The sequence below is a fragment of the Psychrobacter sp. NG25 genome, assembly GCF_015234355.1.
GTDB lineage: Bacteria > Pseudomonadota > Gammaproteobacteria > Pseudomonadales > Moraxellaceae > Psychrobacter.
This window is the reverse complement of sequence record NZ_JADGMV010000003.1, coordinates 293,592-309,854: the sequence shown is the minus strand read 5'-3', so window position 1 is coordinate 309,854 and position 16,263 is coordinate 293,592. Positions and strand designations below refer to the sequence as shown.

Sequence of the window (16,263 nt, the reverse complement as noted above, 5' to 3'; positions counted from 1 at the left end):
CTATTAGTGCGCTTAAACTTAAACGCACCGATACCTTATAACCTTAGCCCTGCTCTACCACAGCCAAGTCTTTGACCATCAGCTGTAGGCTTTGCTTACCATTCCACTCGTTGATGTCTAGCTGAAATAACAAATGTACCTGCTCGGCACGGTAATCCCATACATCGCTATCAAAATTAAAGTAAATCGCTTCAATTGGATACTGCACATCGGGATAGCGCAACGACAGTTTCAGATGTTTATCCTTTAAAACTTTAAAACTTAGCACTTCGAATATCCCATCAAATATCGGCGGTGCAAAACCATGACCCCAAATACTGGCATCCGCTAAGTGCTCAGCAAACCATAAACTAAAGTCACTCGCCTGCAATGCCCCATCTGTGAATTTCTGCTCAGCGAAAACGTCATCATTCATCTCTGCCATGACTTCATTAAAGGCTGTCACAAACCTATCGAAGTTACCGCGCTTAATCGTCAAACCTGCGGCCATCGCATGACCACCAAAGTGAGTGATCAACTTAGGGTAACGCTCAGCCACTTGCTCAATCGCATCACGAACATGCACACCAGCAATAGACCGTGCGGAGCCTTTAATGGCATCATCTTCATCTGTACGTGCGGTATCTGCTGGTGCAAAGACAATACTAGGCAAGTAGTGACTTTCTTTTAATCGTCCCGCGACGATACCGATCACACCTTGATGCCAATCGTCTTGATATAACACAATGCTTCTTTTAGCACCGTTAACAGCCTTCTTTTTAGGCTTACTTTGGATAATGACATCACTGGCTTCATCTATATCATTATCCGTCTCCACTGCTAACGCTGCCACAATGCTATCTGCTTGCGTCCGCATCTCACCCTCTACCTGACGACGGGTACGGTTCAATTGCTCAAGCTCTTGCGCCAATCGCTGTGCGGTGCTCCAATCCTCAGTCAACAAGCACTCAATACCGATGCGCATATTGTCCATGCGCCCAGCTGCGTTGATACGTGGTCCTAAGACAAAGCCAAAGTCCTGTGCATGCAACTGCTTAGGGTCACGGCCTGCCTGTTCAAGTAACGCTAAGATACCTAGGCAACATCGTCCTTGGCGAATAGCATTCAACCCATGATGTACTAAGATACGATTGTTTTTATCTAGTACCCCAACATCAGCAATCGTCCCAAGCGCTACCAAATCCAAATATTGACTGACTTGTACGGTGGACTTTCCGGCCTCTCGGCGCAGCTTGGCTAAGCGTCCCAGTACATAGAATGCCACGCCCACCCCAACCAGTGCCTTACTGGTAAAGTCACAACCAAGCTGATTTGGATTGACCACAGCCTCGGCAGGCGGCGTCTGTTTGGTCGTCAGATGATGGTCAGTGATAATGACAGTGATGCCATCGGCCTGCGCACGAGCCACACCCTCATGGCTTGAAATACCATTGTCCACCGTCACTATCATATCGGGTCGATAAGTTTCGATACCCAACTCGACAATCTCTGGCGTCAGACCATAGCCGTATTTAAAGCGATCGGGCACTAAAAAATCAACGACTGCACCCATCTCTGTGAGCGCGCGCATCATCAGTGCGGTACTGGTTGCACCATCACAGTCGAAGTCACCCACAATCAGGATACGTTGACCATCATCAATGGCAATATCTAACAAGCGCACTGCCTCAGTAACGCCATGTAGCATCTCTGCAGGCAGTAGACCTGATAGTCCTGTCTCAAGCTCATCGGGCTCAGTGATACCTCGACCAGCATATAGCCGAGCAAGCGTTAATGATTGAGCAGCAAGTGGCTGCAGCGCGGTGGGCAACTCGTCGACGCGAGTGCTGGTATAACGGGGGGTTAAATTTAGCATGGGTGTATTCTACTGGCTTTAGCAAAAGGTCACAATGGTCATTTATAGCGGGACGGTTTATCATTTTTTATGTATGACGTTGCTATAGTTGATTCAGTTTAAAAGAGAGACAAGGCAACCGAGTGCATTTGTATATATGATACTTCAAGCGAGGTTACAGGTCATTCTTAGGCCATCTCAATACGCTATAAGACAGCCAGTTTACAAAAACGGTGTGTAGTGTCTGTATTTTTCTGCATTTGCTACAAGCAATAATTGTCTGCCTCTTATAAATCTATAAAATAGACAGCAACTGAGATATTTGTTATTCGTTAAAACTACAATTCGATATTTTAGAGTATTGGATTTGAGGGTTTTTCGTGTGGTAGTCAGTCGCAATGGGTGAAAATTTTTATTTAAAATAAGGATTTTAGCGTTATTTAACTGACTAAAATAAAGCACATGCTTACGTTAATGTTTACATCCATAACCAAGCGCTCCTATCCAATCTATTATCTACGTAAACAGCTCACAACTTAATGCCTTATCACTTAATAAAAACAAAAAAGTTTAAAACTACATAATTGCCCTACATTTAAGAGCTACACTCTTCATAGCTAATTCTTTCTATGTATCTGGATCGTGCTGATCTTTGGATTTTTAAATGATGAAAAATACCCATGCCTTTTTACTCAGTGCACTGTGCTGCGTAACCTTAAGTGCCTGCAACGACCAAAGCAGACAATCGCTTGAACAATCAAACCTCAATGATTTTACGCTAACGAGCTCAGAAGTAAGTGATGGCGGTAACTTGCCTATAACTTATACGTGCGATGGGCAAAGCATTAGCCCTCCGTTAAATTGGAGCGATGCACCTAATGCAACCAAATATTATGCGTTAATTATGGATCATAAAGCACCAGAGGGAATGCATTGGTATTGGACCATGTACAACATTGCCGCCGATAAAACGCAAATTAAAGCGGGCGAAACTCTCGGTGAAGTAGGCTCTAATAGCGTAAACGATTTGAACCAATACGCGCCTCCTTGCTCTAAAGGCTCAGGTGAAAAAAGCTATACTTATACTGTGTATGCGTTATCTGCACCGGTTACCTTTAATAGCAATACAAAAGTAGATCGCTCAGCATTACTAGCCGCTATAAAAGATATTACTCTTGATACTGCAAGTATGACGGTTAAATACTCACGAAGCACTAATAGTGCCGAGCACAAGCCGGATTCAAAACCAACACCAGAGGGGTAATCAACGCCTGATAAATCATATTTCAATGTCTATATAAAACAGGCCATTCTTGGACCATCTCAAGGCACTACAGGACAGCCAGTTTACAAAAACGGTGCACAGTAACTGTATTTTTCTGCATTTTGCTACAAAGCAATGATTGTATGCCTCTTATAAATCCATAAAATAGATAGCAACTGAGATATTTGTTATTCATTAAAACTATAATTCGATATTTTAGAGTGTTTTGTTTTAATTACTTACTTCAATTATTTATAAGGAACCTTTATGAAAACCACACCAAACGCTGAAAAACTACCAAATACGATAGATCCTAGCTTAGACCTCGAACAAACAAAAAAAGAATGTCAAAAGCTAGTCAAAAAACGCGCTAAGTACTCTGCTGGTGTCGCAATTGTTCCTGTGCCTTTCTTTGATGTCGCTGTGGATGCTGGCATGCTTACCCAGCTATTGCCTGATATCAGTGAGCGCTTTGGTTTAATTGAAGATCGTCAGTCAGCTGTTGATTTAGAGTCACGAGCCGTTCATTGGGGCGCTTTAAAAGACCGTACCGTTGACTTCGCAGGTCTAATGGCGACACGTGGTATCGTGAAAAAGACAGTACAAGGATTCGGTGGTCGTATCGCTGCCAAACAAGTGACGAAATTTATCCCATTGGGTGGTCAAATGGTTGCAGCAACCATGGGCTATATGATTTTCAAAAAAATCGCTAATGACCATATCAATGAATGCTACAAGCTAGCAAAAGAAATTCAAACCAAACAGCATGGTAAAAATGTATAAAAGTATTCATTAAATAATATCAATAACCAGCTTAGACTATTTGTCTTTGCTGGTTTTTTTATGTTGTTAACTGGCGAGACATGTCGGTTTTGAATAGCATGATCACTATCATCCTTATGCATGGCTGGATTAACATAAAAAGTGATTTGATTTTTCTTAAGTAACCATTGATAGTGTTATTAATGTATTTTGCTGATAATATACGACTTGCTCAGGACGAAAATAAGTTTCGACTGACAAATATAACTGCTATCAAATATACGCTTCAAAAGCTCATAAAAACTTTAAAGGATAACTCTGTGAAAAAACTTCTAGCTTCGACCGCTATGCTTGCCACTCTTGCTCTAGCTGGCTGTACATCAACAGGTACTGGCACGACTGCAGGTACTGGCACTAGTGCTAGCACAGCCATGACGACTGCAAGTAGTATTGGTATGAATATATTTACATCAGCCATTGACACGCAATGCCGCAGCGAAATCGAAAAACAAAATGCATGGCGTGTTGCTAGTGTTGCGATGACTGATGCGCAGCAAGAAACTGTTAAAACCAATGTTTGTGGCTGCGTCAGTGAGCAAGCCCCTCAACAAGTAACCATGATTGAATTGGGCAATGCAGCAATAGACTCAAGCTATCGCACTGAATTGGTCGCTAACGTGGTCGCTAAATCACTACAAAGCTGCTATACCAGTCTCGTTAAATAAGTCACTTATTGACTGACGATATGTAGACGAATAAAAAAGGGCTAGGTTATCATCGATAACCTAGCCCTTTTCTTATCAATGTTATAAATCATAATAACAATTGAATGATCAAAATCAGTTAAAGCCAGTACCTAATATTTATCAGCCTCTGTAATAACGGCATCACTGCCTCCTAATGCAGGCGTAAGAGGCAAGACTTTGCTGCGACGGAAATACTTAGAGTGACTGTCTATAATATCATTTACATTACCTACCACATCGTCAATGACATCATCATAAATTCCATGATGTAGCTCAGTCGCAAAAGAAGTAAAAGGATGCTTTCGAGCTGCGGCTCTGACGTCAGTAATTCCTGCCTTAGTATAAAAAATATTGACACTACCATCGCTATTTAGCACGCAGGTCAGCTCCCCTTCCTCAACCGTCATCTCTATTAGCTCAGGCTTAAATATATAGTCATCCACATCTAGTAACTGTTTTTCTATGCCCTTTTTAAATAATGCTTTAACGTCCATTATAATTATGTCCTTTTTATCCAATATTTTTTGATCTTGATAAGTCAAAAACAGCTATACACTGTGTTTGCTTATCCTATTAGAAGGACGGATGATTGTTAAGGGGTAATGTGTAAAACTGCGTTTAAGGTTGGTAAAAACCAGATGCAAACTAACCGCTTAACCCAATGAAAATCACACCCAACCTTTCTCACGAAATGACTTGAGTACCTCAACGAATACCACCATCTCATCCGGTCTGCCAAGCGTCAAGCGATTGAAACCAGTAATAGGCGCAAACTCACGACCGACGGCAATGCCATGTTCGCGCATTCTATCGATATAGATTTGTACATCGCCTTTTATCTCATGGAATATAAAGCTGGCCTGCGATGGCAAGTAACGCAGACCAAGCTCATCTAACGTCTGCTCGACCATCTGGCGGGACTGGTTGGCAGTACGTAAACTCAATGCTAAAAATGCGTCGTCATTTAAGGTCGCCATCGCGGCCACAGCACCTGATAGATTGGTATTATCAATTGATATAAACGCCTCTAGCTTAGCAGTCATTTGCGGGCTAGCAACTGCATAGCCGATACGCATGCCTGCGAGCGCGCACAGCTTTGAAAAAGTACGCACTACAACGATATTTTCTGAATACTCCTCTCGTATCCAGGCAACACCACTCTCAAAACTTGAATCGGTCACATACTCTGAGTATGCCTCATCTAATAAAAAATAATGATTGTCTGGTGCCACCCCTACCCATTCTTTAAGCGTATTCGTATCAGTAATCGTCGCAGTTGGATTATTAGGGTTACACAGATAAAACAAGCTAATTCCGTCAAAGTCATCAGCCACTTTTTGCATTTTTTGTAAATTAAGAGAATAGCTTTCAGGCGTTAATGGAACTTTTACCACAGGCACATTAATAGAAGTCGCATATAATTCAGCATAGGCAAACGTTGGATGCGGTACGACTATTTGAAAGTTTTTTCCTTCTCTCAAGGCTTTGTTTTTCAGCATCTGTACAACCGTACGGATGTTTTCGCTAGAGCCGCAGCCTAGAGAGATTTGGTTTTCCGTAACGCCGTTTATATCAGCAATTCGGCTGATAAGGGCAGCACGTTGTTCGTCCGGATAACGAAACCCGATGTTTAAAGAATCGATAACGGCTTGTTTGGCAGAGTTTGCCATACCTAGTGAGTTTTCGTTAGAGTTTAATTCTATTAAATTATTGGTAAGCACAATATAAATACGCCTAGTTAGTACTCATACCAAATATTGAATTCGCAGTGTCAGTATTAGGCTCGCAAAGTCTATTGGACAAAATGCTTGCGACTGAAAGTTCTTATGACTGTTAGTCACTGCTCTCATTATTTGGAATGATATGATTTATGGATGGAAAGACTCACTTGCATAAGTGCTGATATGGTAAGTGGCATCGATTATTATTACAAGGATTCTGATATCAAATGATGCATAAAAAAATGAGCCACAGAATATGCAACTCATCTCCTCTAACATTGAGTAAAACTATAAAGTTGCTTTTACTATTAAAAATCATATAATGTTGAAATTATAGATTGAAGTATGAATTAACGATAGCATAGCCACTACAAATCGCTCTTAACCATCATAGGCTAGTTATAATTTACTATCCACACACAGATTTTCCCAAATATATAAGTAATTAAAGGTATATATAAAATGATGAGTGAAACAGAACGTTATCTGCATGAACTTCGTATTGCACAAGAAAGAAAATCCTTCTTCTTGCATCATAATTTAGGTGCTGAAGTTCACTGGTTATTTACTCAAGCACTTTCGGCATTGGACTCTGAGCTTTATTTACCAGCTTGCACAAGCTTTATAAATGGTATCGAAGCTTCTCTCAGAGTAACTATGTCTCAAATTAAAAAGCCATGTATAGTGACTGAGCTTGATAATATACCTACTTTAAGCAATAGTCTGTTGCTAGCAGCTCGAAATAATGGATTACCTATAGAAGCTTTGGCCTTTCCAAAAGAAAATCTATTTTTGGCTAATTTAAACTCTAAAAAACCAAATAAAACTGACGTTGAAATTGTTCGAATAAGACATAATCTTTGTCATGGAAATTTTTTAGAATATACAAACACTGACCTTGGTGAAGGTAATTACTTTTTTACTCCTGAATGTTGTCGTCCATTAGCGCACCAACTTCATGATTTGTGTTGTGAATGGACAGTACAGCTAGGTGGGTTCAGAAAAGAATTAATTGAAAAATCTAATTAGATCTAATATAGCTATTAAGTAAAAAGGTGAGCTGCGCTGTAGGCAACTCACCTTTTCATTGCTATTTGCAACTTAGTAGCATTGCCTTCTAAATTAAATGTGCTTTTAATTCTAATACTTTGTCACGCGTTTTTGCCGCATCCTCAAACTTCAAATCACGAGACATTTGCTTCATAAGCTTCTCAAGACGGCTGATTTCTTTGGCAAGTAAATCAGGGCTACGTAAGATACTAATGTCTACATCAGGCAGATTGCTCTTGATTGGAATCACTTGATTATCATTGGCATTCTGATCGTCACCGGTATCGATTTTATCCGTGATACTACGACGCGCACCTTTCGGCGTGATATTGTGCTCAAGGTTAAACGCTACTTGTTTTTCACGGCGACGGTCAGTCTCGTCTATCGCCTTTTGCATACTATTGGTAATGCGGTCCGCATATAGAATGGCTTTACCATTGATATGACGTGCAGCCCGTCCAATGGTCTGAATCAAAGCACGCTCAGAACGCAAAAATCCTTCTTTATCGGCATCAAATATCGCAACCAACGACACCTCTGGCATATCCAGACCTTCACGCAGCAGGTTAATACCGACCAGCACATCATGCACACCAGTCCGTAGCTCATGAATGATTTGCATACGCTCGACGGTATCGATATCAGAATGCAAATATGCCACTTTGACATCGTATTCTTTTAGGTAGCTGGTCAAATCCTCTGACATGCGCTTGGTCAATGTGGTAATCAATACGCGCTCGTCTTTTTCGCGGCGTTTGGTAATTTCTGATAGCACATCATCGACTTGCGTCAATACGGGACGTATTTCAATCTCTGGATCAATCAAACCCGTTGGGCGCACCACCTGCTCGACCACTTGCTCGCTGTGCTCTAACTCATATAAGGCTGGCGTGGCACTCACATAAATAGTTTTTGGCTTGATACGCTCCCACTCTTCAAACTTCATCGGACGGTTGTTCATTGCACTTGGTAGACGGAAACCGTAATTCACCAAGTTTTCTTTACGTGATCTATCGCCTTTATACATCGCGCCAATTTGCGAAACGGTTACGTGTGATTCATCAAGGAACAGCAGTGCGTCTTCTGGAATATAATCGAACAAGGTCGGTGGCGCCTCCCCTGATGGGCGACCAGAGAGATGCTGCGAGTAGTTTTCGATACCGTTACAGTAGCCGAGCTGCTGTATCATCTCAAGATCATATTGCGTACGCTCTTTGAGACGCTGTGCTTCAATCAGTTTATTATTTTCGCGGAAGTACTCCAATCGTGGCTCTAACTCCTCACGAATGGTATGGCTGGCAGCTTCTAATTTATTGCGCGGCGTCACATAGTGCGATTTTGGATAAATGGTAATACGTGGCACGCTACGCACGGTCTTGCCCGTTAATGGGTCGAACCAAGTGATCTTTTCCACTTCATTGTCAAATAAATGCACACGAACGGCCAATTGCTCAGACTCAGCCGGATAGATATCTAGCAGCTCACCACGCAAGCGATACGTACCACGGCCAAAATCCAATTCGTTACGCATATATTGCATTTCAACTAGGCGCTTAATCGTCGCCGTACGATCTATGTTGTCGCCCACGACCACATGCAGTAGCATTTTTAGATAGCTTTCAGGATCACCCAAACCATATATACAAGATACTGACGCCACGATAATCGCATCACGACGCTCTAGTAAGGCACGTGTTGCTGACAGACGCATCTGATCAATATGATCGTTGATGGCACTGTCTTTTTCGATAAAGGTATCACTCGCCGCAACATAAGCTTCAGGCTGATAATAATCATAATAACTGACAAAGTACTCAACCGCGTTGTTAGGGAAGAACGATTTAAACTCACCATATAGCTGAGCAGCAAGGGTCTTATTATGCGCCATAATAATGGTTGGGCGCTGGGTTTCAGAGATTACCTTCGCCATGGTATAGGTCTTACCAGAACCCGTCACACCCAATAGCAACTGCTCATCCATGCCCGAATTAATACCGTTGACCAGCTTTTTGATGGCTTGTGGCTGATCCCCTGCTGGCTCAAAATCTGTGACCATCTCAAAGGCACGACTTGATATTTGCGTCCCTGACGCATTGACACCACTAATTTCAGCTTCACCTTGGAGCTGAGTGGCCAATTGATTTAACTGACGCGATGAACGCGGTTCAGGCATACGCATAATGGCTTTCTTCCTAATTCTTATAATGAGGTAAGGTTTATAACAATATGGGGTCTGAGTGATGGTTTTTAAAGGACAATCATGGGCTGTATACGATGCTAACGGGTATCAGTTTTAGCCCATATAAAGGTACATAAGACCGATATTGTATACGCCTGTTTTGTCAAAAAGTCTAAGGCAGTTATAAAAAACTCACATGATTTTGGCTATATTTACAAAGCTTTTCATGGTTAACAAACTCTTTACACGACCACTCAACAAAGCCTAACGCTTAAGGGTTCCAATAGCGATTTAAACTGCTATTATTTATAACGAATCAACAAGTAGTTCATATAAAGAATGTCAAATAAGAACAAATCAAATATTCAATAATAGAAAATGGAGTAAGATATGAGAGAACGCTACGCAAGTGGAATATCAGACGAAACAGCCAAAGGTATGGTAGAGCTGTTAAATGCAAATTTAGCCAACGTCATTGATTTAACCTTAGATGGCAAGCAGTGTCATTGGAACCTACAAGGTACTGGCTTCATCGGTGTGCATCAGTTATTAGATGACACATCAGACCGTATCCTCGAAGTATCAGATACTATTGCCGAACGTATTGTAATCTTAGGCGGTCAACCAAATGGTTTGGCCAGTCGTGTGGTAAAAGAGTCTATCCTAGACGATTACCCAACGGATATCACTGAAGTCGATCAACATGTTCGCGAGTTGACTAGCCGCTACAAGAAAGTAGCCGAAACATTGCGTAAAGCAATCGCTACTGCTGGCGATGCAGGTGACGAAGATACCGCTGATTTATTTACAGAAGCCAGTCGTATCATTGACAAAGATGCATGGTTCATCGGTGCGAATGCCCCTAGTAAGTAACCCTAGCAATCAATAAGCAGATAACTTACCGAGCATTTGAAACGTAAGTTTAAAACATAAAAAGGTCGCCAAATATGGCGACCTTTTTTATGCTTATAGACTTTTATATAAACGATTTCTGGAGTGAATGAGTCTAGATTAATAAGGCTTTACATTACTCTTCAAGTTTAAGGGCTTTAATATCTGCAGCCATTCTTGGCATAATATCTTGCACCTTTTCCATAGTAGACTCCATAACAATAGGCATTACTTTTGCCATATAATCTTTCATCATATCAGGCTGTTTATCAATGATACTTTGGCCCGTTTTGCTACTATAAAATGCTATCTGTGCATCAACCTCTGTTTGGTCAAAGTGCTGTTTCGCTGTTTCCATATAAACCTTGATAACTTGTTGATTCACGCTGTCCCTGTCGCTGTTGTCTGTCATCTCTTTACTATATTTACTGACAATACCTTCTAGACGTTGGCGCTGATCTGTACTCAAATTATCAACCGGCAGCGAAGATAACATGGACTGCGTCACTTGATCTGTGATGCCGCTATCACTAGACATGTCATTCATCATCTCAACGACCTTAGTGACCTTAATAAGCTTTAATAGAGAGGCCTCCGTCGGTACTGCCGCTTGTACAGATAGCATTGGCACCGCCATCAAACTGACAGCACTAATACTCAACGAGACAGCAAATACGGTACTTTTTAGTAGAGTTCTCATATGATTATCACTTTATGGTTTGTTAGGGCGTGTTGAACTATCCGGTAAAGTCAAAACATCTGCATCTGGTACGGATAGTGTCAAGATAACTTCTTGAAACAATGCGTCTTTGCGAAATTGGTTTTCGATAGCTTCAAACTTATGAGCGATTTCTCTCTCTTTTTGATTACCGGCAATGTCTACTGCCGCTACCATAAATATTTTTTTTGGTCCTACCCACTCTAGATGTAAGTACGAGACACTGTCAATATCTGAATGTTCGAGCAATTCGCTCAATGCGTAGTTATGTATTTGCTCTGATACTTTGTAACCAACCAAAAAGTCACGGTTACGGCTAATCAAAAATATGGCTACAGCGCCCAACAATATGCCAACGATAATAGAGCCTAGTGCATCCCAAAATGGCTGTCCAGTATAAGCATGCATGCCCATCGAAGCAGCAGCAACTGCCAAGCCAATGACAGCGGCCAAGTCTTCAAAGAACACACCACGTAACGTTGGGTTAGATGTATTGATCACATAACCGATGGCACTGACATTAATTGCCTCACCATGCTTTTTGCTTTGTAAATAAGCTTGCCCTAACGAAAATCCTTCGAGCACAAACGCGACCGCTAATATAATAAAACCGATGGTGTAATTGGTCTCGCTCTCCGCCGCATTCCACTCAGTGATACCCGTATAAATGGAGACAATAGAGCCTGCCATAAATACACCAAAGGCGGCAATCATCGACCAGACATAAGATTCCTTGCCGTAGCCTAGTGGGTGACTACTATCCGCAGGTTTGACTGCCTTTTTTTCTGCGACAATGAGCAAGGTGCCGTTGCCTGCATCTGCCCAAGAATGCGCGGACTCAGCTATCATAGAAGCAGAACCTGTCATAACTGCTGCAACAGTTTTTGCAATAGCGATAACGAGGTTAGCCCCGACGGCAATCAATACCGTCGTCAATGAGCCAGAGTGTGGCTCACTTTCATCGGTGGCAACATTAGCAGCATGATTAGAGTCCACAATACCCATACCAGCACCACGTGCGATTCGTGTTGTTGGTTGAGCGATAGGAGTGTCTTGCGAATTGGTTTTTGGCGGCTTCAGATTCATAGTAGCCTCGATACAGACGGGTTAAACATAGATATTTAGATACTCAACGATATAGTAGATTTAGGATAATCATCCTACGATAATCATCCTACGATAATCAGATACATACTTAGAAACTACATACATAGGAACATAGGAACATAGGAACATAGGAACAGTAAATTAACCCCTTACCTATATTCCCATTATTTTAACGTTCATGCTCACCATCGAACTCTCCGACCATCTCTTTTAATTCACAGCTTGGACGATGCGAGCTTTGCATACGCAAATTTTTACGATCTAATGCAGCATCAGCACGGCACTGTTGCAGGTTGTTTTTAATCTCAAGTGGTGGCACTGCTGTTGGCTTACCTTTATCATCGATAGCGACCATCGTAAAGTAGCAGCTGTTGGTATGACGGACGGTACGACCACGCACATCTTCCGCTTCAACACGAATACCAATCTCCATCGACGTATTTCCCACATAGTTGACACTGGCAGCAAAGGTCACCAGTTCACCCACATAGATAGGCTCTCGAAACATCACTTGGTCGACAGACAGTGTCACCACGTAGTTACCGCTATAGCGACTGGCACAGGCATAAGCAACCTGATCAAGCATCTTTAACAAATCACCACCATGCACATTGCCAATGAAATTCGCCATATCGGGCGTCATGAGTATCGACATATATAGCTCACTGTTTAAGGGAGCTTTCTGAGCGGATGTGCTAGTGTTAGATTGTGGCATGATGATCCTTATTTTTAGAAATTTTTATTTGTATATATTTGCATGCCAGTATGACAGATTTGATGACTTAATAATATTTAGCTGAGCCAATGAAAGCGATAAGCCAACCATGCAACAACAGCGCTTACCGTACCTGTCAAGACGCCACCCCAAGCAAAGTCTACTAACGCAGTATCTAAGGTAAACCCTTTATACAGTGCCAAGTTAGTAAAATCATAAGTACCGTAAGCCATCAGCCCGATTAAACCACCGAGCAAGAATATATGACCAATTGAAGCACCTGCTTTGATTTGCGGATACAGCACTAAGATACAAAGCGCCAATATATAAAACATATAGAACACGCCCGCAGCCATCATGTTTGGCTCATCAGCCAATAGATGTCCGATACGCGACTCATAAAAGGCTCCTTTCATGGTCGTCAGCCAAACAGCATCGACACCCAAAAAGATAACCACAGCGGCGAGATAAATGAAAACGTAACCCATGATGTCACCCCTTATAAAATGAATAAAAACGGATAAAACTTATAATATCGATGAGGCGTTAGCGGTAACACGCTATTCAGGTTTACTTGATAAGCGCGCCCTGGAAACATCATACAACCTTTCAATACATAGGTCTCAAACTGCAAGTGCGGTATGAGACCCTATGAATATTATGAACAAACCATATCCACATCCACATCAAAACATTTACACCGACGCTGTGTTTACCATATTTGCATAATTAAAGACTGTTTCATCGTTTGAAACCGCTTCATTATTCAAAACCGCAGATGGCAAATCAGAGAAATGCATTATATCGATGTTATTTGGTTTCACCGCCGTCACTTGTACCACGCCGATAGTACGCTCCAAGAATCCCCCTTCACAGTAGCAAAAGTAAAAATTCCACAAACGGATAAACGCCTCATCATAACCAAGCGTGACTATCTCTTCACGCTGCTCCATAAAGGCTAGGCGCCAATCTCGTAATGTGTGCGCATAATCAAAGCCGTAGTCATGAAGCTGCTTGATGACCATGTCGGTCTGCTCTGTGAATTGAGTAGTCAACTCTTGGTTTGAAAGCAGACAGCCACCTGGGAATATATGCGTTTGGATAAAATCCACTGACCCTACATAGTCTTGATAGTTTTGGTCGTTAAAGGTGATGGCCTGTAACACCATCAGCCCTGTTGGCTTGAGTAAACTATTACACTTGGCAAAGAACGTCGGTAAATATTCATGCCCGACTGCTTCGATCATCTCAATACTGACCAATTTATCATATTGTCCCGTTAGCTCACGATAGTCTTGCTTGAGTAGCGTAATCTTATCAGACAGACCTGCCGCTTCTACTCGACTCTTTGCCTCGTCATACTGGGCATCAGAAATGGTCGTGGTGGTGACATGGCAGCCATAATGCTGGGCGGCATAAATAGCAAAACCGCCCCAACCTGTACCAATCTCAATCACGTGATCGTCAGCACTAAGCTGTAGTCGCTGGCAAATGAGTGCCAGTTTATGCTGCTGGGCATCGCTAAGAGACACATCAGACGTACGATATACCGCTGATGAATACATCATGGTGTCATCTAAAAAACGCTGATACATGTCATTGCCCAAATCGTAATGGGCTAGAATATTTGACTTGGAGCCAGATTTATCATTGCTACGCAGTTGATGCTTTGCTTTTTCAAAGGCTTTACTGACACCTGCAAAACGATTTTCTAGTTTATTCAATACAGCCAAGTTACGAGCTGCCAACCGAATCAAACCCGTCAAATCATCCGTATCCCACTCGCCATTGATATAGCTATCTGCTAGCGCAATAGAGCCACCAAGTAGCAGTTGACGATAGACAGCTGGATCATGGATGGTCAAGGAGACATGTAAAGAGTGACGACCTACTGCCGAACTACTGGCTACGGTAGTAGACTCACTGCCAAAACAGCTAGTCTTAGGTGCTTCATCACCGAACGATTCAATGAGAGTAAGGCTGCCAAACTGTATATGCTGCAACGCGCGAAATATCAACTTTCTTGCCACTTTATTAACCCCGCCACTGACGGGTTTTAAGACAGCGCTCTCATTGACCACTTTACTCATCTGTGCAGTTAATTTCTCTAATGTTGAAACAGGTGCTCGATCGGTCAGTCTGGCTGGCATCGTGTATTTATCCTTGTCTAAATGCTTTATTGGTTGGTCTAACATTCATGAGATTTTTGGATTATTAATGGCTTCAAATGGCTAATGGCTAATGGCTAATGGCTAATGGCTAATGGCTAATGGCTATCTTTTACGCTGTTTTATTTTTGCTGTTGGCTATCTGCTAGCTTTTCATCGTAATTGATATAAGGAACTTTTTTGACGGCATAGAGTTTAAAAGCATGCCAGTAGATACGAGTCAAAGAAGTCAGATTCATCACTGGATTTTGTCGTAAGCTCTTGCGTATAGAGTCCTCGGTCATTGGCACGCCTGACATCTTTATACCCGTCTTTAGCACTTCACCACGCTCATCACTGATATTAATGGCGATACGAACCTGCAAACAGTTATCTGGCTGTTTTTTCACCTTAACCTGCCAGCGGTAGAGCTGATCGATAGGATTAAAAGGTGAGACATGAAAATCTTTATCATGACAAAACTCTGTGTCTTCACCGTCGAGTAAAAACCCATAACAATGACGCTTGTCCCATGGCGTATTAGAAACTTCAGCTAACAGATGCGTTGGGGTCTGCTGCTCGTCAAATCCTAAATAGAAATTGACTGGGCTAAAATACATGCCGACATTACGACAGACTAGCAAGCCGACCATATCGCCTTTCGGCGCGCTACCTGAATACTCAACGAAAACATCACGCAGACGATTATTGAGTGCTTGAGTAGGATTCAAATCAATATTGCCATTGGTACCGTCGTTGTCATTATCTTCATTGCCGCTTAAACCCTCTAATTTCTGCAAATAATCATCTGGGCAAAATTGCTGCAAGGCTTTTTTCTTTGCTGAAAACAACGGTAGTCCTTTTGCTAAAAGTCGTTTGAATGGTGATTTCTTTATTAGACTATTTTTGGCAAAAATATTTTTACTGACTTCAGGAAGTCCTTGTCCTGTCGCTAACGCACTTATATTGACGCCCCAATACCGATACGGGTAGACAAATTTATTCACACTAGGCAGTAGCCGGCTGTGCCATGTTGTCCCGTGGAACAACTGATGTGGTAAGGCATTATTAGACGAGTAGTCTTCGTTAGACATAGCACTCTCTTTAGTGGTGTTTTTTATTTTAATTC

General features: G+C 42.0%; 15 protein-coding genes. 5 read left to right on the top strand and 10 right to left on the bottom strand.

Translation table 11 applies throughout. The annotated features are described in order from the left end of the window. Window positions 1–43 precede the first annotated feature (43 nt). A complete protein-coding gene (recJ, locus tag IPZ60_RS06605; RefSeq protein ID WP_194197047.1) occupies window positions 44–1,855 on the bottom strand; it encodes a single-stranded-DNA-specific exonuclease RecJ in 1,812 nt (603 codons plus the stop codon). A gap of 643 nt (window positions 1,856–2,498) precedes the next feature. Between recJ and IPZ60_RS06600 the strand changes: the two genes are divergently transcribed. The 3 genes from IPZ60_RS06600 to IPZ60_RS06590 all read left to right on the top strand — a co-directional run bounded on the left by IPZ60_RS06600 (window position 2,499) and on the right by IPZ60_RS06590 (window position 4,585). After that, window positions 2,499–3,098, top strand: coding sequence for a YbhB/YbcL family Raf kinase inhibitor-like protein (locus tag IPZ60_RS06600; protein ID WP_227669260.1), 600 nt, complete (start codon window positions 2,499–2,501; stop codon window positions 3,096–3,098). A 267-nt stretch (window positions 3,099–3,365) separates the two neighbouring features. Beyond that, window positions 3,366–3,881, top strand: coding sequence for a hypothetical protein (locus tag IPZ60_RS06595; RefSeq protein ID WP_194197046.1), 516 nt, complete (start codon window positions 3,366–3,368; stop codon window positions 3,879–3,881). A gap of 299 nt (window positions 3,882–4,180) precedes the next feature. Further along, entirely contained in the window at window positions 4,181–4,585 is a 405-nt protein-coding gene (locus IPZ60_RS06590; protein ID WP_194197045.1) for a hypothetical protein, read from the top strand. A gap of 131 nt (window positions 4,586–4,716) precedes the next feature. Here the strand turns inward: IPZ60_RS06590 and IPZ60_RS06585 are convergent, their stop codons facing one another. Both IPZ60_RS06585 and IPZ60_RS06580 read right to left on the bottom strand, forming a co-directional pair. Continuing rightward, window positions 4,717–5,100, bottom strand: coding sequence for a hypothetical protein (locus IPZ60_RS06585; RefSeq protein WP_227669259.1), 384 nt, complete (start codon window positions 5,098–5,100; stop codon window positions 4,717–4,719). Between the two features lie 174 nt (window positions 5,101–5,274). Further along, a complete protein-coding gene (locus IPZ60_RS06580; protein WP_320108722.1) occupies window positions 5,275–6,327 on the bottom strand; it encodes a histidinol-phosphate transaminase in 1,053 nt (350 codons plus the stop codon). 462 nt (window positions 6,328–6,789) lie between these two features. Between IPZ60_RS06580 and IPZ60_RS06575 the strand changes: the two genes are divergently transcribed. Beyond that, the gene (locus tag IPZ60_RS06575) at window positions 6,790–7,356 is read left to right on the top strand and encodes a hypothetical protein (protein WP_227669258.1); all 567 of its coding nucleotides are present in this window, start codon (window positions 6,790–6,792) and stop codon (window positions 7,354–7,356) included. An 88-nt stretch (window positions 7,357–7,444) separates the two neighbouring features. On the opposite strand, the gene uvrB is transcribed toward IPZ60_RS06575, so the two are convergent. Beyond that, entirely contained in the window at window positions 7,445–9,556 is a 2,112-nt protein-coding gene (uvrB, locus tag IPZ60_RS06570; RefSeq protein ID WP_194197044.1) for an excinuclease ABC subunit UvrB, read from the bottom strand. 390 nt (window positions 9,557–9,946) lie between these two features. Here uvrB and dps point away from each other — a divergent pair, with 390 nt between their 5' ends. Continuing rightward, entirely contained in the window at window positions 9,947–10,429 is a 483-nt protein-coding gene (gene dps, locus IPZ60_RS06565) for a DNA starvation/stationary phase protection protein Dps (protein WP_194197043.1), read from the top strand. A 154-nt stretch (window positions 10,430–10,583) separates the two neighbouring features. On the opposite strand, the gene IPZ60_RS06560 is transcribed toward dps, so the two are convergent. From IPZ60_RS06560 to IPZ60_RS06535, 6 genes are all read right to left on the bottom strand, one after another. Beyond that, window positions 10,584–11,147, bottom strand: a complete 564-nt coding sequence (locus IPZ60_RS06560; RefSeq protein ID WP_194197042.1) for a DUF2059 domain-containing protein — start codon at window positions 11,145–11,147, stop codon at window positions 10,584–10,586. Window positions 11,148–11,159: 12 nt separating this feature from the next. Beyond that, the gene (locus tag IPZ60_RS06555; protein WP_194197041.1) at window positions 11,160–12,251 is read right to left on the bottom strand and encodes a cation diffusion facilitator family transporter; all 1,092 of its coding nucleotides are present in this window, start codon (window positions 12,249–12,251) and stop codon (window positions 11,160–11,162) included. 190 nt (window positions 12,252–12,441) lie between these two features. Further along, complete coding sequence (locus IPZ60_RS06550; RefSeq protein ID WP_194197040.1) at window positions 12,442–12,987, bottom strand: acyl-CoA thioesterase; 546 nt, start codon at window positions 12,985–12,987, stop codon at window positions 12,442–12,444. A 77-nt stretch (window positions 12,988–13,064) separates the two neighbouring features. After that, window positions 13,065–13,475: a DUF2177 family protein gene (locus IPZ60_RS06545; RefSeq protein WP_194197039.1), complete on the bottom strand. Its 411-nt coding sequence runs from the start codon at window positions 13,473–13,475 to the stop codon at window positions 13,065–13,067. A 207-nt stretch (window positions 13,476–13,682) separates the two neighbouring features. Then, entirely contained in the window at window positions 13,683–15,137 is a 1,455-nt protein-coding gene (locus tag IPZ60_RS06540) for a cyclopropane-fatty-acyl-phospholipid synthase family protein (protein ID WP_194197038.1), read from the bottom strand. A 140-nt stretch (window positions 15,138–15,277) separates the two neighbouring features. Beyond that, window positions 15,278–16,228, bottom strand: a complete 951-nt coding sequence (locus IPZ60_RS06535; protein WP_194197037.1) for a DUF1365 domain-containing protein — start codon at window positions 16,226–16,228, stop codon at window positions 15,278–15,280. Window positions 16,229–16,263: the final 35 nt, after the last annotated feature.

Coding starts and splice junctions, on each gene's coding strand:
- recJ (WP_194197047.1), bottom strand. CDS start 1,855: ATGCTAAATTTAACCCCCCGTTATACCAGCACTCGCGTCGACGAGTTG.
- IPZ60_RS06550 (WP_194197040.1), bottom strand. CDS start 12,987: ATGCCACAATCTAACACTAGCACATCCGCTCAGAAAGCTCCCTTAAAC.
- uvrB (WP_194197044.1), bottom strand. CDS start 9,556: ATGCGTATGCCTGAACCGCGTTCATCGCGTCAGTTAAATCAATTGGCC.
- IPZ60_RS06535 (WP_194197037.1), bottom strand. CDS start 16,228: ATGTCTAACGAAGACTACTCGTCTAATAATGCCTTACCACATCAGTTG.
- IPZ60_RS06545 (WP_194197039.1), bottom strand. CDS start 13,475: ATGGGTTACGTTTTCATTTATCTCGCCGCTGTGGTTATCTTTTTGGGT.
- IPZ60_RS06555 (WP_194197041.1), bottom strand. CDS start 12,251: ATGAATCTGAAGCCGCCAAAAACCAATTCGCAAGACACTCCTATCGCT.
- dps (WP_194197043.1), top strand. CDS start 9,947: ATGAGAGAACGCTACGCAAGTGGAATATCAGACGAAACAGCCAAAGGT.
- IPZ60_RS06600 (WP_227669260.1), top strand. CDS start 2,499: ATGATGAAAAATACCCATGCCTTTTTACTCAGTGCACTGTGCTGCGTA.
- IPZ60_RS06585 (WP_227669259.1), bottom strand. CDS start 5,100: ATGGACGTTAAAGCATTATTTAAAAAGGGCATAGAAAAACAGTTACTA.
- IPZ60_RS06540 (WP_194197038.1), bottom strand. CDS start 15,137: ATGCCAGCCAGACTGACCGATCGAGCACCTGTTTCAACATTAGAGAAA.
- IPZ60_RS06595 (WP_194197046.1), top strand. CDS start 3,366: ATGAAAACCACACCAAACGCTGAAAAACTACCAAATACGATAGATCCT.
- IPZ60_RS06560 (WP_194197042.1), bottom strand. CDS start 11,147: ATGAGAACTCTACTAAAAAGTACCGTATTTGCTGTCTCGTTGAGTATT.
- IPZ60_RS06575 (WP_227669258.1), top strand. CDS start 6,790: ATGATGAGTGAAACAGAACGTTATCTGCATGAACTTCGTATTGCACAA.